The organism is Sandarakinorhabdus sp. FBCC-B8862, from assembly GCF_059745315.1.
This window is the reverse complement of the sequence record NZ_CM185574.1, coordinates 2,755,513-2,777,529: the sequence shown is the minus strand read 5'-3', so window position 1 is coordinate 2,777,529 and position 22,017 is coordinate 2,755,513. Positions and strand designations below refer to the sequence as shown.

The window sequence follows — 22,017 nt, the reverse complement described above, 5'->3', positions numbered from 1 at the left end:
CCCCTATTCTGCAGCGGTTTGAAGCGTGGTTTGATCGGAGACGATAAGACCGTCGCGCATAGTGATGACGCGGTTGCAGCGGCGGGCGAGATCGGCATCATGGGTGATCAGCACCAGCGTGGCGCCGGTTTCGGCCAGACGGCCGAACAGCAGCTGGACGATGGTCTCCCCGGTGGCGGCATCGAGATTGCCGGTGGGTTCATCGGCGAAGATCAGCGCCGGCCGGCCGACGAGGGCGCGGGCGATGGCGACGCGCTGTTGCTCGCCGCCGGACAATTGGGTGGGATAATGGGTGAGACGGTGGCCGAGGCCGACCGCTTCCAGCTCGGCGCGGGCGCGGGCCTGCGGGTTGGCTTCACCGGCCAGTTCGAGCGGCACGGCGACATTTTCCAGCGCCGTCATGGTGGGGATGAGGTGGAAGGCCTGCAGCACGATGCCGATGCGGCCGCGGCGGGCGCGGGCAAGGCCATCTTCATCAAGGCGGGAAAAATCAGCCCCGGCGATGGTGACCCGGCCCGAGGTGGCGCGTTCCATGCCCGACAATATTGCCATGGCGGATGATTTGCCGGAGCCCGACGGCCCGAGGATCGCCACACGCTCGCCAGCCGTTATGGCCAGGTTCAGGCCGCGCAGCACATCGACTGCGGCATCGCCGTCGCCAAGACGGAGGGTGACATCGCGGGCATCAATGACGATAGGATTGTCCATGTCCCGCCTGTGGAGGAGTTGAGTCTTGCCCGAATTAGGCATTCGTCGTGCGCTTTACCAGATGGCAGCCATGATAATTGCGGCCTTCGTGTCGCAGGCCGCGGTTGCGAAACCGTTGGTGGTGCTGGCCTTTGGCGATTCATTGACCGCTGGTTACCAATTGCCGCCCGGCCAGGGCTTTGCGCCGCAGCTGGAAAAGGCGCTGCGGGCGAAGGGCCGCGATGTGACCGTGGTGGGCGCCGGGGTTTCGGGCGACACCAGCACGCAGGGGCGCGCGCGCATCGGCTGGGTGCTGGCCGGCATGAAGCAGAAGCCGGATCTGGTGGTGCTGGAACTGGGCGCCAACGACATGCTGCGCGGGCAGCCGCCGCGGGTGGCGAAGGACAATCTTGACGCGATGGTGAAGGCGTTCAAGGCGAAAGGCGCCCGCGTGCTGGTGGCCGGCATGCGCGCCAATCCGACGCTGGGCAAGGCCTATGTGACGGAATTTGAAGCCCTGTTCCCGGCGGTGGCCAAGGCCAATGGCGTGGCGCTTTATCCTTTCTTCCTGGATGGCGTGGCGGCGCAGAAGGGCCTGCAGCTGGCCGACGGCATGCACCCCAATGCGAGGGGCGTGGCTGTGATGGTGAGCCGCATCCTGCCGGCAGTGGAGCGGGAGCTGGCCCAGATCAAATGATGCGGCTGCCATGATGCGCTTGTTTGTCGGGCTGGAGCTGCCGGCGCCGGTGACGGCGGCGCTGCTGGGAGCGATGGGCGGTGTGGCCGGCGCCCGCTGGCAGCGGGCCGAGCAGTTGCATCTGACACTGCGCTTCATCGGCGCGGTGGACCGGCACCAGGCGCAGGATATTGCCGCCGCATTGGGGCGGGTGAACATCCGGCCCTTCACCGCCGAACTGGGCGAGGCCGGCCTGTTCGAGCATCGCGGCCGGATCGACACGCTGTGGGTGGGCGTGCGCCCGGCCGATCGGCTGGCGGCCCTGGCCAAGGCGGTGGATGCGGCCCTGGCCGGGGCGGGCATCGCACGCGAAACCCGGGCCTTTGTGCCGCACATCACGCTGGCACGCGGGCGCGGGATGATCGGAGCCGCCGGCTGGCCGCAGGCGCCGCTGCCGCGCATCGGCTGGACGGTCGACCAGTTCGCGCTGTTCGAAAGCCGGATGGGCAAGGACGGCAGTGATTATGCCGTGGTTGCCCGCTGGCCGGCCAGACCGGCTTGATCGGCGCACGTTGCAATCTGCAACGATCTTTGCATTTCGCAATAGGAAATAATGCAAATTGCCGCCATGGACCGACCCTTTCGGGCGCGGTGGGGAATTTCCCCAATATATTCAGGTCCAGGCTTTGCTGGCACGGCCATTGCACTGCTGGTCGTGTCGGCACCTCCCCCCGGGGTGCCGACACCGACTGACCACAGCCGACCCCACATGCTTGCCCGCAAGGCCAAGACGGCTGTTCAGTGAGGCGGTTCGACGCGTCCATGCGAACCGGGCCGACGGGATTGGCAGATCCCGTCGGCCACGGCGCGTCCAGATCAGGTCGCCCAGATTCAGGCCGCCTTTTCCTTCCAGCCCAGCACCGGTTTGCGCGCGGCCAGCGTTTCATCGAGCCGGCGGCGCGGGGCCAGGTGCGGCGCGCTGCGCCAGGCATCGGGATCGGCCAGCATGTTGGTGGCGATGTGGCGCATCGCACCGATCAGCTGATCCAGGCTGGCCTTGCTTTCGGTTTCGGTGGGTTCGACCAGCATCGCACCGTGGACGACCAGCGGGAAATACATGGTCATCGGGTGGAAGCCTTCATCGATCATCGCCTTGGCGAGATCGAGGGTGGTGAGGCCGCTGCCATCCAGGAAATCATCGCTGAACAGCGCTTCGTGCATGCACGGGCCGCTGGCGGCGAACGGCGCGGTGTAAAGGTCCTTCAGACTGGCCAGCACATAATTGGCGTTGAGCACGGCATCTTCCGACACCTGGCGCAGGCCATCGGCGCCGTGGCTCATCATGTAGCTCAAGGCGCGCACGAACATGCCCATCTGGCCGTGGAAGGCGACCATGCGGCCGAAACTGTCACCCGCGTGGGTGGCGGCGCTGTCTTCCTCCACCAGTTCCAGCGTGCCCTTGGCCGTCTTGCGCACGAACGGGATCGGCGCGAACGGCGCCAGCGCTGCCGACAGCACGACCGGGCCGGAGCCGGGGCCGCCGCCGCCGTGCGGCGTGCTGAACGTCTTGTGCAGGTTGATGTGCATGGCATCGACGCCAAGATCGCCGGGGCGCACCTTGCCGACGATGGCGTTGAAGTTGGCGCCGTCGCAATAGACATAGCCGCCGGCAGCATGGACCGCATCGGCAATCGTCTTCAGATCCGGTTCGAACAGGCCGCAGGTGTTGGGATTGGTGATCATCACCGCCGCCACATCAGGGCCGAGCCGGGCGAGCAGCGCATCGAGATCCACCCGGCCGCGGGCGTTGGCCGGGATATTTTCCACGGTGAAGCCGCAGAAGGCGGCGGTGGCCGGATTGGTGCCATGGGCTGATTCGGGCACCAGCACGACGCGGCGCGGATCATTCTTGGCATCGAGCGCAGCGCGGATGGCGAGCATGCCGCACAATTCGCCATGGGCGCCGGCCTTGGGGCTCATGGCGACGGCGGGCATGCCGGTCAGCTTCATCAGCCAATCGGCCAGCGTGTCGATCAGTTCCAGCGCGCCCTGCACCGTGGATTGCGGCTGCAGCGGGTGGATATCGGCAAAGCCGGGCAGCCGCGCCATCTTCTCGTTGAGGCGCGGGTTGTGCTTCATCGTGCAGGAACCCAGCGGGAAGATGCCCAGATCAATGGCATAATTCTGCCGCGACAGGCGGGTGTAGTGCCGCACGGCTTCCGGTTCGGACAGGCCGGGCAGGCCGATCACCGCATCGCGGGCAAGGCCGCCCAGGCGATCGGGCACCGGCGGCACCGGCGGCAGATCAACGCCCGAGGTGTCGAGGCTGCCGCGTTCGAACAGCAACGGCTCTTCCAGCATCAGCGCCTTGTTGCCGGTGAAGGTTTCGGCGACCGCACCGGTGCCGGCCACACGGGAGAGTTCTGGCCGCGTCGGGCGGCCCACATCATTCATCGCCATTACGCCATCACCTCATCCAGCGCGTCCTCGAACGCGTCAAAATCCTCGTCGGTCGCGGTTTCGGTCACCGCCACGATCATGCCATTTGCCAGGGCCTTCTCGCCCGGCCACAGCCGGCCCAGCGAGACGCCGGCCAGCACGCCCTTTTCGGCCAGTTTGCGCACCACCGGGCGGGCTTCACGGCCGAGATCGAGGGTGAACTCGTTGAAGAACGGGCCGTTGAGCAACGTCACACCCGGCACGCGGCCCAGCCGTTCGGCCAGCTGCACGGCGCGGGCGTGGTTGAGGGCGGCGAGCTGGCGCAGACCCTTTTCGCCCAGCAGCGTGAGGTGGGCCGAGAAGGCCAGCGCAATCAGGCCGGAGTTGGTGCAGATGTTGCTGGTCGCCTTTTCGCGACGGATATGCTGTTCGCGGGTGGAGAGGGTGAGGACGAAGCCGCGCTTGCCGCTGGCGTCCACCGTTTCGCCGCACAGCCGGCCCGGGGCCTGGCGCACATGTTTTTCGCGGCAGGCGAACAGGCCGAGATAGGGCCCGCCAAAGAGCAGGCCGGCGCCGAGCGACTGGCCTTCGCCCACGACGATATCGGCACCCATTTCACCCGGCGACTTGACCGCGCCCAGCGAGACGATTTCGGTGACGACGACGATCAGCAGCGCGCCGGCCTTGTGGCAGGCATCGGCGAGCGGCGTGAGATCGGCGATATGGCCGAAGAGATTGGGATTCTGCACGACGACGCAGCTGGTTTCGGCATCGATCTGCGCGATCAGGCTGGCGAGATCGTCACCCGGCGCGCCGGCGGTGAGGCTGGGGGTGCCGGCCACCACGACATCGCCGGTGAAGCGGGTGAGCGTGTTCAAGACCGCCGTGTAGTGCGGGTGGACACCGGCCGAGACAATGCACTTGGGTTTGCGGGTGATGCGGCGGGCCATGAACACGGCCTCGGTCATCGCGGTCGAGCCATCATACATGGAGGCGTTGGCCACCTCCATGCCGGTCAGGCGGGCAACCTGGGTCTGGAATTCGAACAGCACCTGCAGCGTGCCCTGCGCGATTTCCGGCTGATAGGGGGTGTAGGCGGTGAGGAATTCGCCGCGCTGGATCACCATGTCGACCGTGGCCGGGACATGATGCTTGTAGGCGCCGCAGCCGATGAAGAAGGGCGTGGTGCTGGCGGTGGCGTTCTTCGCCGCCATCTTCACCAGCGCGCGTTCCACTGCCATTTCACTGGCATGGCCGGCCAAGCCGGCAATCGGGCCTTCGAGCCGGGCTTCGGCGGGCACATCGATGAACAGATCATCGATGGTCTTGGCGCCGATGGTGGCCAGCATGGCTGACCGGTCGGCATCGGAAAGGGGCAGGTAGCGCAACGGGCTTACTCCGGCAGTTGAGCGGAAAAACGGATGCGGACATAATCGGCCGTCCACTGGCCGTCGGCCCATTGCAGCGCGGGCGCGAGCAGGCGGCAGGTTTCGGTGATGATCTGATCGTGCAGCGCGGGCGGCACGCCGGCGGCATCGATGAAGCCGCCGCGGAAGGTTTCGAGCCAGCCGGCCATGCCGCTTTCGGGCAGCGGCGTCGGGCGCGGAATGATCTGGCAGGTTTCAACCACGAAACCGCCGGCTTCCAGCACGGCGCGGAAGGCTGCGGCCGTGGGGTAATAGCTGGTTTCGCTGCCGGCCGGCGGGAAGCCGTGACGGGCGAGCACGGCGATCAGCGCGGTGCGGATGGCAGCGATGTTGGCATGGCCGCCAAATTCGCCGACATAGCGCCCGCCGGGCTTGAGCGCGCGCTTCACCCCGGCGGTGACCCGTTCCGGCTGACCGACCCAGTGCAGGCAGGCGTTGGTGAAGACGGCATCGAACTCGCCATCAAAGGCGAGGTCGCGCGCATCGCCGGCCCGGGCATCGAGGCCCCGGGCTTGCGCAGCGGCCACCATGGCGGGATCGGCATCAATGCCCACCACGGTGCAGCCGGCCTCCACCAGCTTTTGCGTCAGCACGCCATCGCCGCAGCCGATATCCAGCACCCGCTCCCCAGCCTTGGGGGCGAGCAGATCCAGCACTGGTGCCCCCAGCGCCGGCACGAAGGCGGCGTTGGCGGCATAGAGCACGGGATTCCAGGCGGTGGTGGTGCCGGCCGTCATCTTCAGAGGCTTGCGACGAACGCTTCGTAAGCGGCCTTGTCCATCAGGCCATCCAGTTCCGAGGCGTCGGAAAGGGTGAGCTTGAAGAACCAGCCATCGCCTTCCGGCGCGCTGTTGACCAGCGAAGGATCGTCGGCCAGCGCCGGATTGGCTTCGGTGACGGTGCCGGAGACCGGGGCATAGACGTCGGACGCGGCCTTGACCGATTCGACGACGGCGGCTTCGCCACCCTTGGTCACGGCGCGGCCGGATTCGGGCAGATCGACGAACACGACATCGCCCAACTGGCCTTGCGCATAATCGGTGATGCCGACGGTGGCGGTGCTGCCATCCACGTCGATCCATTCATGCTCTTGCGTGTAAAGACGGCTCATCCCTGTTTTCCTTCCCTCACATAGTTTTTCTGACGGAACGGCATCGGCACGACGCGGGCGGCAATCCGCTTTCCGCGCACATCAATTTCCAGCGCCGTGCCATCGCCGGCCAGTGGCGTTTCGACATAAGCCATGGCGATGGGGGCGGAGAGGCTGGGCGCAAAGCCGCCGGAGGTGACGATGCCAACCTGGGTGTCGCCATTCCAGACGGTGGCGCCTTCGCGCGCCGGCATGCGGCCTTCGATGGCCAGGCCCACGCGCTTGCGCGGGGCGCCGTTGAACAGCTGGTCCAGGATGCGCGCCGCACCGGGGAAGCCACCCTCGGTCTTGCGGCGCTTGGAGATGGCGAAGCTGAGATCTGCCTCCACTGGCGTGATTTCGGGGGTGAGATCATGGCCATAGAGCGGCAGGCCGGCTTCGAGGCGGAGCGAATCGCGGGCACCAAGGCCGATGGGCTTCACCTCCGCATGGGCCAGCAGCGCTTCGGCCAGAGCCTCGGCATGGGTGGAGGGCACCGAGATTTCATAGCCATCCTCACCCGTGTAGCCCGACCGGGTGACGCCGATCAGCACGCCATTCCAGTGATAGCGCGCCCCGGCCATGAATTTCAGATCGGCAAAGGCCGGCTGGTCGGCGGTTTCGGGGGTGAGGGTGAAGCGGCTCATCACCGCCACCGCGGCCGGGCCCTGCAGGGCGAGCAGGGCGTGATCGGTCATGTGGTGCAGGCTGATCCCGGCCGGCAGCCGCGCCTGCATATGGGCGATATCGTCGTGCTTGGTGGCGCCGTTGACGACCAGATAGAGACTGCGGCCGGTGTTGGTGACCATCAGATCATCGAGCACGCCGCCATTGTCGGCCAGCAGCAGCGAATAGCGGACGCGGTGCGGCTGCAGGGCCTTGAAATCACCGGGAGCAAGGCTCTCCAGCCAGTCGGCAGCGCCATCGCCTTCAACCAACAGCTGGCCCATGTGGGAGACATCGAACAGGCCGGCCTGTTCCCGCGTCCAGTTGTGCTCGGCAATGATGCCTTCATATTGGATCGGCATGGCATAGCCGGCGAACGGCACCATGCGCGCGCCCAGCCGGCGGTGCAGCCCATCCAATGGCAGTGGTTTCAGATCGGCATCATCAGCCATAAGGCCCCCGGCAACAGTTCACGGCCCGGCGGGTTGCCGAACCTTTCACCCCCCACTGTCGCCAGACCTGAGAGCTTTGACCCGGGACGTGCGTCCGCAGGCTTACCCCTTCGGTGGGATGCCGGTGTGAACCCGCATCCGCTTTCCAGAGTGTCGCTGATACGCCGGCGCGGTCCTTGGGCCTGAGAGATTCCGGGGGCGGCTTGCTCCTTCGGCGGCTTCGGGTTTCCCCGTCGCACTCTCCCGCGCGCGGCGCCGGAGTTGCCCCCGACGACGCCTCGCCGCTTGGGCGAAGCGGTGCGCGGAGTCAATGGGGGCAAAATCCCCCAGCGGCGCGCAAACATCGGCCGCGGCGGCCGTTGACGGGGGCATGAAGCTGCCCATTGCCCTTGCCCTGCTGTGCGCAGGCATCACCGCCGCGGTTCTGGTGCGCCCGGAGCCGGCACCTTCACCGGCCCCCGAAAACGCGGCTGTGACATACGGTCGCGACTGGCCGGGCCCGGCCGAACCGGTGTGGACCGCGCCGGCGGTGCCGCCACCGGCCGGGCTGGGCCAGGGGCTGCCGCAGGCGATGCCGGGGCAGCGGGACGCACCGGCCTTTGGTTCAGGCCTGCGCCCGGTGGCCTATCGCACCGGTGAGGCCGAAATGGCCTGGGGCATCAGGCCGCGATACGGGATGGAGCCGGTGCCGGAACCGGCGGCCTGGCTGTTGCTGCTGTCAGGCTTTGGCCTGGTGGGGCTGCACGCCCGCCGCCGTCACTTGGCGACGTTGTAGGCCAGCGCGCGATCGTCGAGCTGGAAGCCCAGCAGCACTTCGAAGCTGGCGGCGCGCAGGGCGGCGCGCACTTCGGGATCGGCCATGGGATCGGTGGCGGCATCAATATCGCCGGGGCGGCGGTTGCGGTTGATGCGATCGAGGATTTCCGGCGAGACGCTGGCGGCCTTGCGCGACACGCCGGCTTCGATGCTGGTGCTGGCGATGGCGCGTTCCTGGCCGGCGGCGAAATTCACCGTCACGTTCGTCAGCTGCTTGGCGTTGATGATGTTGCCGGCCTGCACGACGGCGGCAAACACCGGCAGCACGAGCTGGCGCGGCTGGGCGGTATCGGTGCGGCGGGCAATCACATCGAAATTGATGCGGGTGACGAATTTTTCGGCCGTTTCGGTGCAGGCGTCGCGCACATTCGTGATGGTGGCGATGGCATCCAGATTGGCGGCATCAGGATCGCCGGGGGTGCGGAACAGGCTGATATCGCCGACATGGGCGGCCACCGCCACCGCCGGGCAGGCGGAGCGCTTGACGATCAGCGGGTTGCGTTCGCAGCCGGCCAGGGCCAGCGTCGCCAGCAGCAGGCTGGCGGGAACAAGGCGGCGGCGCTGGAACATCGGCATCATGGCCTTTCTCCTATGGGGCAATTCGCATCGGGGCAAGCGGCGTTGCAGGGGCGGCGTTGCAGCAGCCGGGCCAATCGCGTATCAGCCCGGCCATGATCGATGCTGCTTCCGCCCCGCTTGCCACTGCCGACCGTCCGGCGCTGAATGTGCTGGTTGCCGCCCCGCGCGGGTTCTGCGCCGGCGTTGACCGTGCCATTCACATCGTCGAACTCGCGCTGGAGCGCTGGGGCGCGCCGGTTTATGTGCGGCACGAGATCGTGCACAACAAGTTCGTGGTGGACAGTCTGAAGGCCAAGGGCGCCATCTTCGTCGAGGAGCTGGACGAGGTGCCGGACGGCGTGCCGGTGGTGTTTTCCGCCCATGGCGTGCCCAAGGCGGTGCCGGCCAAGGCCGAAGAGCGCGGCCTGACCTATGTTGATGCCACCTGCCCGCTGGTATCCAAGGTGCACCGCCAGGCCGAACGCCTGGTGGCGCAGGGCTGCCATATCCTTTTCATCGGTCATGAAGGCCATCCGGAGGTGATCGGCACCTTTGGCCAGGTGCCAGACGGCGCCATGACCCTGATCGAGACGCTGGAAGACGCGCAGGCCGTGCAGCCGGCCGACACCAGCAAGTTGGGCTTCCTGACCCAGACGACGCTGAGCGTGGACGACACCGCCGACATGGTGGCCGAGTTGAAGCGCCGATTCCCGGCCATCGAAGGCCCCCGCGGCGATGACATCTGCTATGCCACGTCGAACCGGCAGCAGGCGGTGAAGGCGATGGCGCCGCGCTGTGATCTGGTGCTGGTGATCGGCGCCAGCAACAGCAGCAACAGCCAGCGCTTGCGCGAAGTGGCGGAGCGCGAGGGCGCCCGGTCTTACCTCATCCAGCGTGCGGCCGAGATTGACTGGGGCTGGCTGGATGGCGTGGCGACCGTGGGCATCACCGCCGGTGCGTCCGCCCCCGAGCTGCTGGTGCAGGAGGTGATTGCCGCCCTGACCGAGCGCTTCACCGTGACTTCCGAGAATATCACCACCGCGGTGGAAGAGGTGGTGTTCAAGCTGCCACGCGCGCTGACCGCCTGAGGCGGCAGGCATGGCCGTCTATACCCAGGTCAGCGCCGATGAGCTGGCGGCGTTCCTGTCCGGCTATGACATCGGCGCGGCGATCAGCTTCAAGGGTATCGCCGAAGGGGTGGAGAACAGCAATTATCTGCTGGAAACCACGACCGGCCGCTTCATCCTGACCCTGTATGAAAAGCGGGTCGCGGCCGGCGATCTGCCCTGGTTTCTCGCCTTCATCGGCCATCTGGCGGCCAAGGGTCTGCCGGTGCCCGGCCCGGTGGCCGACCGGCAGGGCCGCACGCTGCAGGTGCTGAACGGCCGCCCGGCCTGCCTGATCGAATTCGCCCCCGGTGTGAGCGTGACGGAGGCGACGCCGGCCGCCGCGCAGGAAGTGGGCGCAGCGCTGGGCCGGCTGCACCAGGCCGCCGGTGATTTCACCGCCGTGCGCCCCAATGCACTTGGGCCGGCAAGCTGGGCGCCGCTGGCGGCGCGCTGTGCCAATCCCGACGGCAGCAGCCGGCTGGGCGAGATTGATGCGGCGCTGCCCGGTCTGGTGGCGGCCGGGCTGGCGGCGGGGGCCGATTGGCCGGTGGGCCTGCCGGTGACGACCATCCATGCCGATCTGTTCCCCGACAATGTGCTGTTGCTGGATGGCAAGGTCACGGCGCTGATCGATTTCTATTTCGCCTGCACGGATCTGCGCGCCTATGACGTGGCGGTGACCCACGCCGCCTGGTGCTTCAGCCACGATGGCCGGCAGTTTTTCCCAGAGCGTGCCGCCGCGCTGATGCAGGGCTATGGCGCGGTGGTGGACCTGACCGCGGCCGAGCGGGCCGCCCTGCCCCGGCTGGCGGCCGGCGCGGCGCTGCGCTTCACCCTGACCCGCGCTTTTGACTGGATCAACACCCCGGCCGATGCGCTGGTGACGCGCAAGGACCCGATGGCCTTTGCCCGCCGGTTGGGCTGGTATCTGGCATCCACGCCGGAGATGATGGGTGGCTGATCAGCGCCCCAAGGTGGCGATTTTCACCGACGGTGCCTGCAAGGGCAATCCCGGCCCCGGCGGCTGGGGCGCGATCCTGCGCTTTGGCGCCGCCGAGAAGGAGCTTTCCGGCGCCGAAGCGCTGACCACCAACAACCGCATGGAGTTGCAGGCGGCGATCTCCGGCCTGTTGGCGCTGACCCGGCCGTGCGAGGTCGATCTGACCACCGACAGTGTTTATGTGCGCGATGGCATCACCAAATGGGTGCACGGCTGGCAGAAGAACGGCTGGAAGACGGCCGACAAAAAGCCGGTGAAGAATGATGATCTGTGGCAGGCGCTGCTGGCCGCCGCCCGCCCGCATGTGGTGCGCTGGCACTGGGTGAAGGGCCACGCCGGCCATGCCGAGAATGAGCGGGCCGACCAGCTGGCCAATGACGCCATCGCCCGGATGAAGGCTGGCAGCGGCACCAGCGACACCGCCAGCGGCGATTGAGGCCATTGCCAAGCGCCGCACAATCGGCTTTGGAGCGCCCATGTCTGCCGAACCCGCGCAAAAGGGCCTGAACGCCCAGCTCATCAAGGTGTGGATGACATGGGGGACGCGCTTTCTGCCGTTCGCCGATGTTGCCAGCCCGGAATTGCCGCTGTCGCGGCTACTGCGGCTGTCGCTGATCCAGGTCAGCGTGGGGATGAGCCTGGTGCTGCTGGTTGGCACGCTCAACCGCGTGATGATCGTGGAGCTGGGCGTGCCGGCAACGCTGGTGGGCATCATGCTGGCACTGCCGCTGCTCGCCGCGCCGTTCCGGGCGCTGATCGGCCACAAATCCGATACGCACAAATCGGCGCTGGGCTGGCGGCGCGTGCCCTATATCTATCTGGGCACGATGATCCAGTTTGGCGGCCTGGCGATCATGCCGTTCGCGCTGCTGGTGCTGGCCGGCGCGCAGGAAGCCTATGACGAGCGGATCTGGCTGGGCCAGCCGGCCGCCGCGCTGGCCTTTCTGCTGGTCGGGGCCGGCATCCACACCACGCAGACCGTCGGCCTGGCGCTGGCGACCGACCTGACCGAGCCGGAACAGCAGCCCAATGTCGTGGGCCTGATGTATGTGATGCTGCTGGTCGGCAGCATCGCGGCCTCGCTGTTCTTTGGCTGGGCGCTGGGCGATTTCAGCCAGGGCCGGCTGATCCAGGTGATCCAGGGCAGCGCCGTCATCACCATCATCCTGAACTTCACCGCGCTGTGGAAACAGGAAGCGCGCGTGCCCCATTATCGCCGCACCGAACCGGCAACGCCCGATCCGACTTTCCGGGAAAGCTGGAACCTGTTCATCGGCAAGGAAAAGACCGTGCTGCGCCTGCTGGCCGTGGGCCTGGGCACATTGGCCTTTTCCATGTCGGACATCGTGCTGGAACCCTATGGCGGCGAGGTGCTGAAGCTGGGCGTGGGCACCACCACCCTGCTGTCGGCGCTGATGGCCGGCGGCAGCCTGATGGGCTTTGTCTATGCCAGCCATGTGCTGTCGTTGGGCGCCGATCCGTTCCGCATGGCCAGCCTGGGCGCCATCATCGGCCTGCCGGCTTATGGCCTGATCATCTTTGCCGCCGGGTCCGACACGCCGGAGCTGTTCACGCTGGGCGTGCTGCTGGCCGGCATCGGCACCGGCCTGTTTGGCCATGGCACGTTGACCGCCACGATGCAGCTGGCGCCCAAGGGCCAGGTGGGCATCGCCATGGGCGCCTGGGGCGCGGTGCAGGCCACCAGCCAGGGCGTGGGCGCCACCATCGGCGGGGTGATCCGCGATCTGGCCAAGAGTGTGAACATCGGCCTGCCGATGCCGGCCGGCGCGGGCGGCTATGGCCTGATCTTCTGCCTGGAACTGGCCTTCATGCTCTGCACGCTGGCGGCAATGTGGCCGTTGCTGCGCCGCGACACCCAGAACTGAAAATATTTTTTAACGCTGCGCTGCAGCAAGGGCTGGGACAGGCGCCCTTGCGCATCACGGCATGTGTCAAGCTGGCTGGACAGCGATTCGTCAGCCTGGTCATGCTGGGCACCCGCGCGCGGCGTGCAGACGCGAAAAGGCCGGCGCCCCCATGGTGGGAACGCCGGCCTCTCGTTCAGCGATGCCCGGCCCGCGCCGGGCGAAACGCTTACTTGGCGGCTTCGGCCGGAGCTTCAGCAGCCGGAGCGGCTTCAGCGGCCGGGGCCATCGCGTCAGCAGCCGGGGCGGCTTCAGCGGCCGGAGCTTCAGCGGCCGGAGCTTCGGCAGCGGCGGCAGCGCCACCCTGCCAGTAGCTGCCGAACCAGCTGGTGTTGAGCAGGATCGAGGCGTGCACGATCAGAGCGATCGCGGCGACGCCGATGAAGAACAGCGGCAGGCCAACGCTGGGGTTGACGTAGAGCCAGATACGACCTTCATTCATGTGTCAGTCTCCTCTGATCTCAGTGCAGCCACGGGGTCAGCGCGAACGCCAGCACGTGGGCCAGAACGGCAATGCCGCCGAAGATCCGCGTGCCCCACTTGAGGCCTTCGTTGATCTCCATCGCTTCCTTTTCGGTCAACCCGGTCGGGTAGACCTTGGTATCTTCAGCCATGTTGAACTCCTCTCCCATTCGGATAACCGTCGCCCCCTTTGAGCAGCTCGGGCTTCCCGACTGTTTGCCGGAATGGGCAATGACATTGTCGACCCAGTCCTTGCCTCGACCATCCACCGACGGGCCGACCCGGTAAGGGGTCGCGGCAGACGGTCGCAGCTCCCTCCCCATATCCATTCTGCCGCATGTGTCAATGTGTCGCCGGAACTTTGCGTATGGCCAGGCTGACACTTTCGCGCCGCAACACGGCCCCTGCCGCAATGCAGCATGGCAAAGCCGGCGAAAAAGGCGGTTTGAGCCCGCGCGCGGCGCGGTTTACTGTCTGCCGTGCTTGACAGTTTCAGAGGGGACAAGATGACCGATTTCAACCGCCGCCACCTGCTGGCCGGGGCCGCCGCGCTGGCCGCAGCCCCTGCCCTTGCAGCCACCCCCAAGCCGCCGGGGGCCGATGCGCAGAAGAAAATCCGCGCCGCCATCGACAAGCAGCTGCCCGACAATATCGCCCGCATCCAGGACTGGATCAAAAATCCCGGCATCGCGGCCGAGAATTACCGGATGGAAGAAGCCTGCGCCTACACGATGGGCCTGTTGAAGGATGCCGGCTTCCAGATGGTCAGGCGCATGCCGACGAGCGGCCAGCCCGGCATCTTTGCCACGCTGGATGCCGGGGCCAAGCGCACGGTTGGTATCTATTTCATGTATGACGTGAAGCAGGTGAACCCGGCCGAATGGTCGAGCCCGCCGTTCGAGGCGCGCATCACCAACAAGCCGGGCTGGGGCCAGGTGATCTTGGGGCGCGGCGCCATCAACCAGAAGGGGCCGGAAGCGGCGTTCCTCGCCGCCCTGCACGCCTTTCGCGAGGCCGGGCAGAAATTGCCGGTGAACCTCGTGCTGGTCGCCGAAGGCGAGGAGGAGATCGCCTCCCCCCATTTCCACGAGATCGTGCAGGCACCAGAGGTGCTGGCGGCGCTGAAACGCTGCGACGGGATCATCATCCCCAGCGCCTGGCAGGGCAAGGATGGCAGCACGTCGATCAACCTGGGCGCCAAGGGGCCGCTGGAATTCCAGCTCATCGCCAGCGGTGAGCGCTGGGGCAAGGGCCCGAAGGGCGACATCCATTCCAGCTATCACGCCCAGGTGGACAGCCCGGTCTGGCATCTGGTGCAGGCGCTGAACACGCTGGTGGAAGCCGATGGCCACACACCGGCCATCGATGGCTGGTTCGAGAATGTGCGGCTGCTGACGGCGCGCGAGAAGGAACTGATCGCGCAGACCGCTGCGTCCCAGAGCGAGGAACAGGCCAAGGCCGCCTTTGGCGTGAAGATGTGGATCAACAACGAGCCGTGGCAGCAGAGCCTGGAACGGCTGGCCAGCCAGCCGACGGTCAATATCCAGGGCCTTGTTGCCGGCTATACCGGGCCGGGCGGGAAGACCGTGCTGCCGGGCCGGGCCGAGGCCAAGCTGGAATGCCGGCTGGTGCCGAACCAAACCAAGAAGGAGGCCGAAGCCAAGCTGAAGGCGCATCTCGCCAAGCGCGGCTTTGGCGATATCGAGGTGGTGGTGAGTGGCGGTTATGACCCGACCGAAACCGCCGAGGACAGCCGCGTGATCCGCGCGCAGCAGGCGGTCTATGCCCGCTTTGGTGCACGCGCCACACTCTACCCCCGCCTCGCCGGCAGTTGGCCCGGCAGCGTGTTCACCCAGCCGCCGGTGAGCCTGCCGGCCGGGCAGTTTGGCCTGGGCCATGGCAGCGGCGCCCATGCGCCCGACGAATATTTCCTGATCGAGAGCATCAACCCGGCCGTGCAGGGCCTGGCGGGCTGCACGGCGGGGTTCGTGGATTTCCTCTATGAAATGGCGGTGGCGCGCTGATCTGGAGGTGGCTCGCCCGCCAATTATGGGAAAGCCCCGATGGTGCCAGGCGACAGAGCGTGCAAAGTGCGATGCGGAGCATGCCGACCCTGACCAACAGCATGGCCGACAAGGCCGCCACTGGTGAAGCCGGGCCAATTGGCCTTTGGCGGGCCATGGCGCGCGGTGCGGTGGGGCGTTGTCCGCGCTGTGGGCGCGGGCGGCTGTTCCGCGCCTTTCTGAAGCCGGTGGATCGCTGCGCCGCCTGCGATCAGGACTTGACCCTGCAGCGCGCCGACGATTTTCCGGCCTATGCCGCGCTGTTCATCACCGGGCATCTGGTGGCGCCGCTGGCCGTGCACCTGGCGCGGGACAGCAGCGTGTCGCCGGGCATGGCCGCGGCCATCACCCTGCCGGTCACCGCAGGCCTGGCCATCGGCCTGCTGCAGCCGTGCAAGGGGGCGATCATCGCGCTGCAATGGCGGATGGCGATGCACGGCTTTGGCGGTGATGCGGCCGCCGGCGCGGACCCGCCGGCCTGAGGCGCGGTCAGGCCTGCACGAAGCGATCGACTCCGGAACCATCCTTCAACCGACGCACCCGGCCGCGTTCTTCCAGCCAGTGCAGGTGGGCGACGGTTTCGCCGGTGGCGAGGCCATAGTCCGCCTCGCCAATCGGCTTGCGGAACAGGGCGGCAAAACAATCCACCGCAGTGCGGGGGTCGGCGCAGAAGGCTTCGAGCTTCTGAAGCTTGCCATGGTGATCGGCGGCGAGCTGATCGAGACGGGTGTGCAGGCCGAAGAAGGGCTCATTGTGGGCGGGCAGCACCAGCACGTCGTTCGGAATGGCGCGCAGCCGTTCGATGCTCTCGAGCCAGTCACCGAGCGGATCGGCATAAGGCTCGGTGGGATAGACGCTCACATTGCTGGTGATGCGCGGCAGCACCTGATCGCCGGAGATCATCACGTCATCGGCCACCAGGCAGGCATGTTCCGGCGCATGGCCGCGGCCGACCACCACGGTGAACCGGCGTGGGCCGATGGTCAGCACATCGCCATCGCGCAGCCGCTTGAAGCCGGCGGGCATCTTCGAAATGATCTTGCCGAAGCTGCCCCAGGCCTTGGCCTTCATCGCGGCGACCTGTTCCTCGCTCCAGCCGGCGCGGACGGAGAAGGCCACCGCCTCATCCGGCGGGGCATCGCGCACATCGAGGATGAGGGTGCGCGCCAGCAGATATTCGGTGCGGGTGATTTCCAGCGGCACGTCGAACTTGCGGCACAGCCAGCCGGCCATGCCGAGATGATCGGGGTGATAATGGGTGACGATGACACGGGTGACCGGCTTGGCCGCGAACGGCCCGGCCAGCAGCGCTTCCCATGCCGCCTTGCTGGCCGGGAGGCCAACACCGGTATCGACGATGGCCCAGCCATCGCCGGCGTCGATCACCCACAGGTTGATGTGATCAAGGCCGAACGGCAGGCCCATGCGCACCCAGAAGATGCCGGGCACCACCTCTTCGGCCTCCCCTGGCCCCGGCACCCAGCGGCCGAGCGGGTAGGTGAGGCCGTTCCGCTCCTCCGCCTGGCGCGGTGCCGTGCTGGCGTGGCCGGGCGGAATGGGCAGCAACGGGGGCGGTTCGGTCATGCTGCGAGCTTAGGTTGACGTAAACGTAAAGTCGACTCCCGCTGCTGATAGGCTAAACCCTCGGTCCATGCATCCCAATGCCGCCTTCCGCTGCGATGATGATCCGCTGGCCTTTGTGGCGGCCCACGGCTTTGCCCATATTTTCGGGCAGACCCCCGATGGCCCGCGCGTGGCCCATGCGCCGGTGCTGGTGACGCCGGCCGGAACGCTGATGTTCCATCTTGCCCGCGGCAATGCGCTGGCCAGGAATCTCGATGGCCTGACCGCGCTGATCAGCGTGGGCGGGCCGGGCCATTATGTGTCACCAAACTGGTATGTTGAACCGGCGGGCAATGTGCCGACCTGGAATTACCAGGCGGTGGAGATCGAGGGCGTGGTGCGCGCGATGGACATGGCCGAACTGGAGGAACTGCTGCATTTCGCCGCCGCGACGTTCGAACCCCGGGTGGGGCAGGACTGGACGATGCACAAGATGCCCCGCCCGAAGGCCGAAGCGATGATGCGCGCGATCACCGGTTATGAACTGGTGCCCGCCGCCATCCGCACCACCTTGAAGGCCAGCCAGAACCGCAGCGACGCCGATGTGGCGGGCGTGATCGCGGCGCTGGAGGGCCTGGGCGAACATGGGGGTGCGGCCGCCATCCGGCGGGCACGGGCGAAAAGGGACGACATTTGAAACTGGCGGTTTTTGATTGTGACGGCACGCTGATCGACAGCCAGGTGAACATCATCCGGGCGATGGCATCCAGCTTCCAGCGCCACGGCATTGCCCCGCCCCCCGATCATGCCACGCGCCGCATCGTCGGCCTGAGCCTGGTGGAGGCGATGCAGGCCCTGCTGCCGGAGGCCGGGCATGATCTGCATCTTTCGCTTGCCGAGGATTACAAGACCGCCTTTCAGCGCCTGCGCGCCGACAAGGCACTGGATGCCGAGCCGCTCTATCCCGGCATCCGCGACCTGCTCGACAGGCTGGCCGGCGATGGCTGGCTGCTGGCGGTGGCGACCGGCAAGTCGGACCGCGGGCTGAAGCTGGCGCTGGAACACCACGGCATCCACGAGCTGTTCATTTCGCTGCAGACGGCTGACCGCCACCCATCCAAGCCGCATCCATCGATGCTGCACGCCGCGCTGGCCGATGCCGGCGTGGGCCATGACAAAGCGGTGATGATTGGCGACACGATCTTTGACATCGCCATGGGCCAGGCCGCCGGGGTGACGGGCATCGGCGTCGACTGGGGCTATCACGAGGCCGACGAGTTGATCGAAGCCGGCGCTGCGTATGTGGCCCGTGATGCAGACCATCTGCTGGCGATCCTGAATGGCTGAGGAGGAGGTGCCCGCGTCCGGCGAAATGGTCGCGCGGTTGCGGCGGCTGGGCCGGGTGCTGGCGCTGATCTCACTGCTGTTTGGTGGGCTGTTCGTGGTGCTGGCGCGGCGCAGCGCGGCGCTGGGCGATACCGGCCAGGTGGCCAGCGCCTTGTTCTGGGTGGGCGCGATCCTGCAATTCGCGGTGGCCTTTGTATTGCTCTGGCGGGGCCGGCGCGGGTAAGGCGGCGGCATGAGCCAAGCCCCATTGCCTCCCGATGTCGCCAAGCGGCTGTACCTGCGCTTCCTTGGCGTTCGGCTGGCCGGGCTGGCGGTGATGGCGCTGGGCGTGTGGCTGATCCGCACCGAAGGCCAGGCGGTGGGGCTGGCCGTGGTATTGATCGGCGGCGCCACGCTGTTCGTGCGGCCCAAGCATCTGGGCCTGACGCGCAAATGAAGCGGTTCTGGACGGACGCGACGGTCACTGGCGGGCCGGACGCCTGGGGCGTGGCGCTGGATGGCCGGCCGCTGCGCACCCCGGCGCGGGCCGTGCTGACCGTGCCAACAGAGGCATTGGCCGCCGGCATTGCCGCCGAATGGAACGCGCAAGGCGCAGAGGTTGACCCGCGCCTATTGCCGCTGACCGGCTTTGCCAACGCCGCCATTGACCGGGTGGCACCCGATGCCGCGGCCTTTGCCCGGCGGCTGGCCGCCTATGCGGAAAGCGAGCTGATCGCCTATCGCGCCGATGGCCCGGCCTCCCTGTTGGCGGCGCAGGCGGCGGCATGGGACCCGTGGGTGGAATGGCTGGCGCGGCGTTATGATGTGGCCCTCACCCTCACCAGCGGGGTGATGCATGTGGCGCAGCCGGCCGCGACGCTGGCGCGGATCGGCACGGCGTTCGCGGCCTTCACGCCGTTCCAGTTGGCGCCGCTGGATCCCATCGTGACGATCACGGGATCGGCGGTGCTGGCGCTGGCCGTGGCCGAAGGCGCGCTGGAGGCCGAGGCCGCCTATGACATCGCCCATGTCGATGCGCGCTGGCAGGAGGAACAATGGGGCCGCGACCCGCTGGCCGAAAAGGCGGAGGCGACGCGGCGGGCCGATCTCGCCGCGGCTGTCACCTGCCTGCGACTGTTGGCAGCGTGAGCCGGCGGTGACCAATCGCCACTTGCCCCACACGGCGCAATTGCTAGGGGAGCCTTGAGGGAGTGCTGCCGCCATGTTGAAGCAACTGGAAGAACTGGAACGCCGCAGAGCCGCTGCCCGCCTGGGTGGCGGTGAAAAGCGCATTGCCGCCCAGCATGCCAAGGGCCGGCTGACGGCGCGCGAGCGGCTCGACATCCTGCTCGATCCCGGCAGCTTTGAAGAGCTCGACATGTATGTCGAGCACAACTGCACCGATTTCGGCATGCAGGACACGGTGATCCCCGGCGATGGCGTCGTCACCGGCAGTGGCACCATCAACGGCCGCCTCGTCTTCGTCTTCTCCCAGGATTTCACGGTGTTCGGCGGCTCGCTGTCGGAACGCCATGCCCAGAAGATCTGCAAGATCATGGACATGGCGATGAAGGTCGGCGCGCCGGTCATCGGCCTCAATGATTCGGGCGGTGCGCGCATCCAGGAAGGCGTCGCGTCGCTGGGCGGCTATGCCGAGGTGTTCCAACGCAACGTGCTGGCATCGGGCGTGGTGCCGCAGATCTCGCTGATCATGGGCCCGTGCGCCGGCGGCGCGGTCTACAGCCCGGCGATGACCGACTTCATCTTCATGGTGAAGGATTCGAGCTACATGTTTGTCACCGGCCCGGACGTGGTGAAGACGGTGACCAACGAGGTGGTGACCCAGGAGGAGCTGGGCGGCGCCATCACGCACAGCACCAAGAGCGGCGTGGCCGATCTGGCGCTGGAGGATGACATTGACGCGCTGCTGCGCACCCGCCAGTTCTTTGATTTCCTGCCGTTGAACAACCGCGAGGATGCGCCGTTCCGGCCGACCAGCGACGATCCGCTGCGGGTCGAAAACAGCCTCGACACGCTGATCCCGCCGTCGGCCACCAAGCCCTATGACATGCACGAGCTGATCGCCAAGGTGGCGGACGATGGCGAATTTTTCGAGCTGCAGCCCGGCCATGCCGGCAACATCATCATCGGTTTCGCCCGCATCGAAGGCCACACGGTGGGCATCGTCGCCAACCAGCCGATGGTGCTGGCCGGCTGCCTTGACATCAATGCATCCAAAAAGGCCGGCCGCTTCGTGCGCTTCTGCGACGCCTTCAACATCCCGATCGTGACGTTCGTGGATGTGCCCGGCTTCCTGCCCGGCGTGGCGCAGGAATATGGCGGCATCATCAAGCATGGCGCGAAGCTGTTGTTTGCCTATGCCGAAGCCACCGTGCCCAAGATCACGGTGATCACCCGCAAGGCCTATGGCGGCGCCTATGACGTGATGGCGTCCAAGCATCTGCGCGGTGACTTGAACTATGCCTGGCCCACCGCAGAAATCGCCGTGATGGGCGCCAAGGGCGCGGTGGAGATCATCTTCCGCCAGGACATCGGGGACAAGGACAAGATCGCCGCCCGCACTGCCGAATATGAAGCCCGCTTTGCCAACCCGTTCGTGGCGGCAGCCAAGGGCTTTGTTGACGAGGTGATCATGCCGCATTCGACGCGGCGGCGCATTGCACTGGGCTTGCGCAAACTGCGCAACAAGAACCTCGAGAACCCGTGGAAAAAGCATGATAACATCCCGCTTTGAGCGGGATTTGTGATGCCTGACACCTATCTCGTGTGGAAGTTCCTGCACATCACCGGGGTGGTGATGTTGATGGGCAACATCACCGTGACAGCAATCTGGAAGTTTTTTGCGGACCGGGATGGCCGGCCGGCAGTGCTGGCCTTTGCCCAGAAGCTGATCACCTACACCGATTGGTCGATGACGGTCTGGGGTGTCGTCCTGACCATGGCGGGCGGCTACGGCATGGCCATTGCCGGGCAGTTTGACCTCTTCTCTGGCTGGCTGTTGTGGGCGCAGATTTGTTTCATTGCCGCCGGGTTGATCTGGATGGGGCTGATCGTGCCGATCCAGATCAGGAGCGCCCGGCTGGCCCGTGATTTCACCGATGGGCCAGTGCCGGATTCCTATAAAGCCTTGTCAAGAAAGTGGATTTTCTGGGGCCTGATTTCCACAGTGCCGCTGGTGGCGGCGCTGTGGCTGATGATCGCCCGGCCAGGATGACAGCGGCGTGACGATTTTGTTGCGTCTAAATGACGTAGCAATGACAGTTTTGTGACATTCTTGTTGCATCGCCATGACAATGGGTGCATCCTGCGACCATCAGATTTCGGGAGGGCCTTATGCGTATCATCATGGCAGCGATTTTGGCAGCAACCCTGGCGGCTCCGGCCCTTGCGGCTGGCCCCGGTCATGTGAAGGCCACTGTGCGGGTTCAGACGGCTGATCTGGATCTGTCCACGGCCGCTGGCCAACGCACACTTGATCGCCGTTTGTCCGTGGCGATGGTGCGCCTGTGCGGCATGCCGGTGTTCTTCAGCCGTGATGAACTGGCCGATCTTGACAGCTGCAAGGCCGAAGCCACCAAGGCGGCGGCAGCACAGATCGATGCAGCCCACGCCCGCATGGCCGTGGCCGTGGCAGCGCGCCAGTAAGCCACGCTTCTGATTGAATGAAGGGCCGGCCGGGGCAACCTGGCCGGCCTTTT

27 protein-coding genes and 2 riboswitches are annotated in these 22,017 nt (G+C 66.6%); of the genes, 17 read left to right on the top strand and 10 right to left on the bottom strand.

All coding sequences use genetic code 11. The features are described 5' to 3' along the window. Positions 1 to 3 precede the first annotated feature (3 nt). Positions 4 to 708 carry an ABC transporter ATP-binding protein gene (locus AC6BOR_RS13395; protein ID WP_086116955.1) on the bottom strand — a complete coding sequence of 235 codons (705 nt, stop codon included), beginning with the start codon at positions 706 to 708 and terminating at the stop codon, positions 4 to 6. Between the two features lie 61 nt (positions 709 to 769). Here AC6BOR_RS13395 and AC6BOR_RS13390 point away from each other — a divergent pair, with 61 nt between their 5' ends. Together AC6BOR_RS13390 and thpR are read left to right on the top strand one after the other, a co-directional pair. Continuing rightward, positions 770 to 1,384: an arylesterase gene (locus AC6BOR_RS13390; protein WP_498058879.1), complete on the top strand. Its 615-nt coding sequence runs from the start codon at positions 770 to 772 to the stop codon at positions 1,382 to 1,384. Between the two features lie 10 nt (positions 1,385 to 1,394). Further along, complete coding sequence (gene thpR / locus AC6BOR_RS13385; RefSeq protein WP_498058878.1) at positions 1,395 to 1,925, top strand: RNA 2',3'-cyclic phosphodiesterase; 531 nt, start codon at positions 1,395 to 1,397, stop codon at positions 1,923 to 1,925. A 329-nt stretch (positions 1,926 to 2,254) separates the two neighbouring features. Here the strand turns inward: thpR and gcvPB are convergent, their stop codons facing one another. The 5 genes from gcvPB to gcvT are packed head-to-tail and all read right to left on the bottom strand — an operon-like array spanning position 2,255 to position 7,476. Beyond that, a complete protein-coding gene (gene gcvPB, locus AC6BOR_RS13380; protein ID WP_498058877.1) occupies positions 2,255 to 3,823 on the bottom strand; it encodes an aminomethyl-transferring glycine dehydrogenase subunit GcvPB in 1,569 nt (522 codons plus the stop codon). Further along, positions 3,823 to 5,190 (bottom strand): aminomethyl-transferring glycine dehydrogenase subunit GcvPA, encoded by a 1,368-nt coding sequence (gcvPA, locus tag AC6BOR_RS13375; protein ID WP_498058876.1) that lies wholly within the window; start codon positions 5,188 to 5,190, stop codon positions 3,823 to 3,825. Before gcvPA ends, gcvPB begins: the two co-directional genes overlap by 1 nt. Positions 5,191 to 5,195: 5 nt before the next feature. After that, positions 5,196 to 5,966, bottom strand: coding sequence for a class I SAM-dependent methyltransferase (locus AC6BOR_RS13370; protein WP_498058875.1), 771 nt, complete (start codon positions 5,964 to 5,966; stop codon positions 5,196 to 5,198). A 2-nt stretch (positions 5,967 to 5,968) separates the two neighbouring features. Beyond that, entirely contained in the window at positions 5,969 to 6,340 is a 372-nt protein-coding gene (gene gcvH, locus AC6BOR_RS13365) for a glycine cleavage system protein GcvH (protein WP_094472635.1), read from the bottom strand. Next, positions 6,337 to 7,476, bottom strand: a complete 1,140-nt coding sequence (gene gcvT / locus AC6BOR_RS13360; RefSeq protein WP_498058874.1) for a glycine cleavage system aminomethyltransferase GcvT — start codon at positions 7,474 to 7,476, stop codon at positions 6,337 to 6,339. The genes gcvH and gcvT overlap by 4 nt, the downstream gene beginning before the upstream one ends. A 45-nt stretch (positions 7,477 to 7,521) precedes the next feature. Then, positions 7,522 to 7,635, bottom strand: a riboswitch (glycine riboswitch). 1 nt (position 7,636) lies between these two features. Further along, a riboswitch (glycine riboswitch) is annotated at positions 7,637 to 7,732 on the bottom strand. 114 nt (positions 7,733 to 7,846) lie between these two features. Here gcvT and AC6BOR_RS13355 point away from each other — a divergent pair. Further along, on the top strand, positions 7,847 to 8,251 hold the full coding sequence (locus AC6BOR_RS13355) for a PEPxxWA-CTERM sorting domain-containing protein (RefSeq protein ID WP_498058873.1): 405 nt from the start codon (positions 7,847 to 7,849) through the stop codon (positions 8,249 to 8,251). Here AC6BOR_RS13355 and AC6BOR_RS13350 read toward each other — a convergent pair. After that, a complete protein-coding gene (locus tag AC6BOR_RS13350) occupies positions 8,233 to 8,871 on the bottom strand; it encodes a hypothetical protein (protein WP_498058872.1) in 639 nt (212 codons plus the stop codon). The genes AC6BOR_RS13355 and AC6BOR_RS13350 overlap by 19 nt on opposite strands. A gap of 92 nt (positions 8,872 to 8,963) precedes the next feature. Between AC6BOR_RS13350 and ispH the strand changes: the two genes are divergently transcribed. The 4 genes from ispH to AC6BOR_RS13330 are packed head-to-tail and all read left to right on the top strand — an operon-like array spanning position 8,964 to position 12,845. Then, entirely contained in the window at positions 8,964 to 9,938 is a 975-nt protein-coding gene (ispH, locus tag AC6BOR_RS13345) for a 4-hydroxy-3-methylbut-2-enyl diphosphate reductase (RefSeq protein WP_498058871.1), read from the top strand. A gap of 10 nt (positions 9,939 to 9,948) precedes the next feature. After that, positions 9,949 to 10,920 carry a homoserine kinase gene (gene thrB / locus AC6BOR_RS13340; RefSeq protein WP_498058870.1) on the top strand — a complete coding sequence of 324 codons (972 nt, stop codon included), beginning with the start codon at positions 9,949 to 9,951 and terminating at the stop codon, positions 10,918 to 10,920. Continuing rightward, on the top strand, positions 10,913 to 11,395 hold the full coding sequence (gene rnhA / locus AC6BOR_RS13335; RefSeq protein WP_498058869.1) for a ribonuclease HI: 483 nt from the start codon (positions 10,913 to 10,915) through the stop codon (positions 11,393 to 11,395). The genes thrB and rnhA overlap by 8 nt, the downstream gene beginning before the upstream one ends. A gap of 40 nt (positions 11,396 to 11,435) precedes the next feature. Next, positions 11,436 to 12,845, top strand: a complete 1,410-nt coding sequence (locus tag AC6BOR_RS13330) for a PucC family protein (RefSeq protein WP_498058868.1) — start codon at positions 11,436 to 11,438, stop codon at positions 12,843 to 12,845. A gap of 208 nt (positions 12,846 to 13,053) precedes the next feature. Here the strand turns inward: AC6BOR_RS13330 and AC6BOR_RS13325 are convergent, their stop codons facing one another. Both AC6BOR_RS13325 and AC6BOR_RS13320 read right to left on the bottom strand, forming a co-directional pair. After that, a complete protein-coding gene (locus AC6BOR_RS13325; protein ID WP_498058867.1) occupies positions 13,054 to 13,326 on the bottom strand; it encodes a light-harvesting protein in 273 nt (90 codons plus the stop codon). 19 nt (positions 13,327 to 13,345) lie between these two features. Next, on the bottom strand, positions 13,346 to 13,498 hold the full coding sequence (locus AC6BOR_RS13320; RefSeq protein ID WP_086116942.1) for a light-harvesting protein: 153 nt from the start codon (positions 13,496 to 13,498) through the stop codon (positions 13,346 to 13,348). A 354-nt stretch (positions 13,499 to 13,852) separates the two neighbouring features. Between AC6BOR_RS13320 and AC6BOR_RS13315 the strand changes: the two genes are divergently transcribed. Together AC6BOR_RS13315 and AC6BOR_RS13310 are read left to right on the top strand one after the other, a co-directional pair. Next, complete coding sequence (locus AC6BOR_RS13315; RefSeq protein ID WP_498058866.1) at positions 13,853 to 15,370, top strand: M20/M25/M40 family metallo-hydrolase; 1,518 nt, start codon at positions 13,853 to 13,855, stop codon at positions 15,368 to 15,370. An 80-nt stretch (positions 15,371 to 15,450) separates the two neighbouring features. Continuing rightward, on the top strand, positions 15,451 to 15,891 hold the full coding sequence (locus AC6BOR_RS13310) for a DUF983 domain-containing protein (RefSeq protein ID WP_498058865.1): 441 nt from the start codon (positions 15,451 to 15,453) through the stop codon (positions 15,889 to 15,891). 7 nt (positions 15,892 to 15,898) lie between these two features. Here AC6BOR_RS13310 and AC6BOR_RS13305 read toward each other — a convergent pair whose 3' ends face one another. After that, positions 15,899 to 16,993: an MBL fold metallo-hydrolase gene (locus tag AC6BOR_RS13305; protein ID WP_498058864.1), complete on the bottom strand. Its 1,095-nt coding sequence runs from the start codon at positions 16,991 to 16,993 to the stop codon at positions 15,899 to 15,901. A gap of 67 nt (positions 16,994 to 17,060) precedes the next feature. Here AC6BOR_RS13305 and AC6BOR_RS13300 point away from each other — a divergent pair, with 67 nt between their 5' ends. The 8 genes from AC6BOR_RS13300 (at position 17,061) to AC6BOR_RS13265 (ending at position 21,964) form a co-directional block, all read left to right on the top strand. Next, complete coding sequence (locus tag AC6BOR_RS13300; RefSeq protein ID WP_498058863.1) at positions 17,061 to 17,669, top strand: FMN-binding negative transcriptional regulator; 609 nt, start codon at positions 17,061 to 17,063, stop codon at positions 17,667 to 17,669. Then, entirely contained in the window at positions 17,666 to 18,319 is a 654-nt protein-coding gene (locus AC6BOR_RS13295) for an HAD-IA family hydrolase (protein WP_498058862.1), read from the top strand. Before AC6BOR_RS13300 ends, AC6BOR_RS13295 begins: the two co-directional genes overlap by 4 nt. Next, positions 18,312 to 18,542 carry a hypothetical protein gene (locus AC6BOR_RS13290; protein ID WP_498058861.1) on the top strand — a complete coding sequence of 77 codons (231 nt, stop codon included), beginning with the start codon at positions 18,312 to 18,314 and terminating at the stop codon, positions 18,540 to 18,542. The genes AC6BOR_RS13295 and AC6BOR_RS13290 overlap by 8 nt, the downstream gene beginning before the upstream one ends. A 9-nt stretch (positions 18,543 to 18,551) precedes the next feature. Next, positions 18,552 to 18,755: a hypothetical protein gene (locus AC6BOR_RS13285; protein WP_498058860.1), complete on the top strand. Its 204-nt coding sequence runs from the start codon at positions 18,552 to 18,554 to the stop codon at positions 18,753 to 18,755. After that, the gene (locus tag AC6BOR_RS13280) at positions 18,752 to 19,447 is read left to right on the top strand and encodes an ATP12 family chaperone protein (protein WP_498058859.1); all 696 of its coding nucleotides are present in this window, start codon (positions 18,752 to 18,754) and stop codon (positions 19,445 to 19,447) included. Before AC6BOR_RS13285 ends, AC6BOR_RS13280 begins: the two co-directional genes overlap by 4 nt. Positions 19,448 to 19,520: 73 nt before the next feature. Beyond that, complete coding sequence (locus tag AC6BOR_RS13275; RefSeq protein ID WP_094472651.1) at positions 19,521 to 21,053, top strand: acyl-CoA carboxylase subunit beta; 1,533 nt, start codon at positions 19,521 to 19,523, stop codon at positions 21,051 to 21,053. Between the two features lie 12 nt (positions 21,054 to 21,065). Continuing rightward, complete coding sequence (locus tag AC6BOR_RS13270) at positions 21,066 to 21,533, top strand: DUF2269 family protein (RefSeq protein ID WP_498058858.1); 468 nt, start codon at positions 21,066 to 21,068, stop codon at positions 21,531 to 21,533. A gap of 119 nt (positions 21,534 to 21,652) precedes the next feature. Then, the gene (locus tag AC6BOR_RS13265; RefSeq protein WP_498058857.1) at positions 21,653 to 21,964 is read left to right on the top strand and encodes a UrcA family protein; all 312 of its coding nucleotides are present in this window, start codon (positions 21,653 to 21,655) and stop codon (positions 21,962 to 21,964) included. Positions 21,965 to 22,017: the final 53 nt, after the last annotated feature.

What these genes read in the sequence shown, in the direction of transcription:
- AC6BOR_RS13395 (WP_086116955.1), bottom strand. Translation starts at nt 708, where the DNA reads ATGGACAATCCTATCGTCATTGATGCCCGCGATGTCACCCTCCGTCTT.
- AC6BOR_RS13390 (WP_498058879.1), top strand. Translation starts at nt 770, where the DNA reads ATGGCAGCCATGATAATTGCGGCCTTCGTGTCGCAGGCCGCGGTTGCG.
- thpR (WP_498058878.1), top strand. Translation starts at nt 1,395, where the DNA reads ATGATGCGCTTGTTTGTCGGGCTGGAGCTGCCGGCGCCGGTGACGGCG.
- gcvPB (WP_498058877.1), bottom strand. Translation starts at nt 3,823, where the DNA reads ATGGCGATGAATGATGTGGGCCGCCCGACGCGGCCAGAACTCTCCCGT.
- AC6BOR_RS13370 (WP_498058875.1), bottom strand. Translation starts at nt 5,966, where the DNA reads ATGACGGCCGGCACCACCACCGCCTGGAATCCCGTGCTCTATGCCGCC.
- gcvH (WP_094472635.1), bottom strand. Translation starts at nt 6,340, where the DNA reads ATGAGCCGTCTTTACACGCAAGAGCATGAATGGATCGACGTGGATGGC.
- gcvT (WP_498058874.1), bottom strand. Translation starts at nt 7,476, where the DNA reads ATGGCTGATGATGCCGATCTGAAACCACTGCCATTGGATGGGCTGCAC.
- AC6BOR_RS13355 (WP_498058873.1), top strand. Translation starts at nt 7,847, where the DNA reads ATGAAGCTGCCCATTGCCCTTGCCCTGCTGTGCGCAGGCATCACCGCC.
- AC6BOR_RS13350 (WP_498058872.1), bottom strand. Translation starts at nt 8,871, where the DNA reads ATGATGCCGATGTTCCAGCGCCGCCGCCTTGTTCCCGCCAGCCTGCTG.
- ispH (WP_498058871.1), top strand. Translation starts at nt 8,964, where the DNA reads ATGATCGATGCTGCTTCCGCCCCGCTTGCCACTGCCGACCGTCCGGCG.
- thrB (WP_498058870.1), top strand. Translation starts at nt 9,949, where the DNA reads ATGGCCGTCTATACCCAGGTCAGCGCCGATGAGCTGGCGGCGTTCCTG.
- AC6BOR_RS13330 (WP_498058868.1), top strand. Translation starts at nt 11,436, where the DNA reads ATGTCTGCCGAACCCGCGCAAAAGGGCCTGAACGCCCAGCTCATCAAG.
- AC6BOR_RS13325 (WP_498058867.1), bottom strand. Translation starts at nt 13,326, where the DNA reads ATGAATGAAGGTCGTATCTGGCTCTACGTCAACCCCAGCGTTGGCCTG.
- AC6BOR_RS13320 (WP_086116942.1), bottom strand. Translation starts at nt 13,498, where the DNA reads ATGGCTGAAGATACCAAGGTCTACCCGACCGGGTTGACCGAAAAGGAA.
- AC6BOR_RS13315 (WP_498058866.1), top strand. Translation starts at nt 13,853, where the DNA reads ATGACCGATTTCAACCGCCGCCACCTGCTGGCCGGGGCCGCCGCGCTG.
- AC6BOR_RS13310 (WP_498058865.1), top strand. Translation starts at nt 15,451, where the DNA reads ATGCCGACCCTGACCAACAGCATGGCCGACAAGGCCGCCACTGGTGAA.
- AC6BOR_RS13305 (WP_498058864.1), bottom strand. Translation starts at nt 16,993, where the DNA reads ATGACCGAACCGCCCCCGTTGCTGCCCATTCCGCCCGGCCACGCCAGC.
- AC6BOR_RS13300 (WP_498058863.1), top strand. Translation starts at nt 17,061, where the DNA reads ATGCATCCCAATGCCGCCTTCCGCTGCGATGATGATCCGCTGGCCTTT.
- AC6BOR_RS13290 (WP_498058861.1), top strand. Translation starts at nt 18,312, where the DNA reads ATGGCTGAGGAGGAGGTGCCCGCGTCCGGCGAAATGGTCGCGCGGTTG.
- AC6BOR_RS13285 (WP_498058860.1), top strand. Translation starts at nt 18,552, where the DNA reads ATGAGCCAAGCCCCATTGCCTCCCGATGTCGCCAAGCGGCTGTACCTG.
- AC6BOR_RS13280 (WP_498058859.1), top strand. Translation starts at nt 18,752, where the DNA reads ATGAAGCGGTTCTGGACGGACGCGACGGTCACTGGCGGGCCGGACGCC.
- AC6BOR_RS13275 (WP_094472651.1), top strand. Translation starts at nt 19,521, where the DNA reads ATGTTGAAGCAACTGGAAGAACTGGAACGCCGCAGAGCCGCTGCCCGC.
- AC6BOR_RS13270 (WP_498058858.1), top strand. Translation starts at nt 21,066, where the DNA reads ATGCCTGACACCTATCTCGTGTGGAAGTTCCTGCACATCACCGGGGTG.
- AC6BOR_RS13265 (WP_498058857.1), top strand. Translation starts at nt 21,653, where the DNA reads ATGCGTATCATCATGGCAGCGATTTTGGCAGCAACCCTGGCGGCTCCG.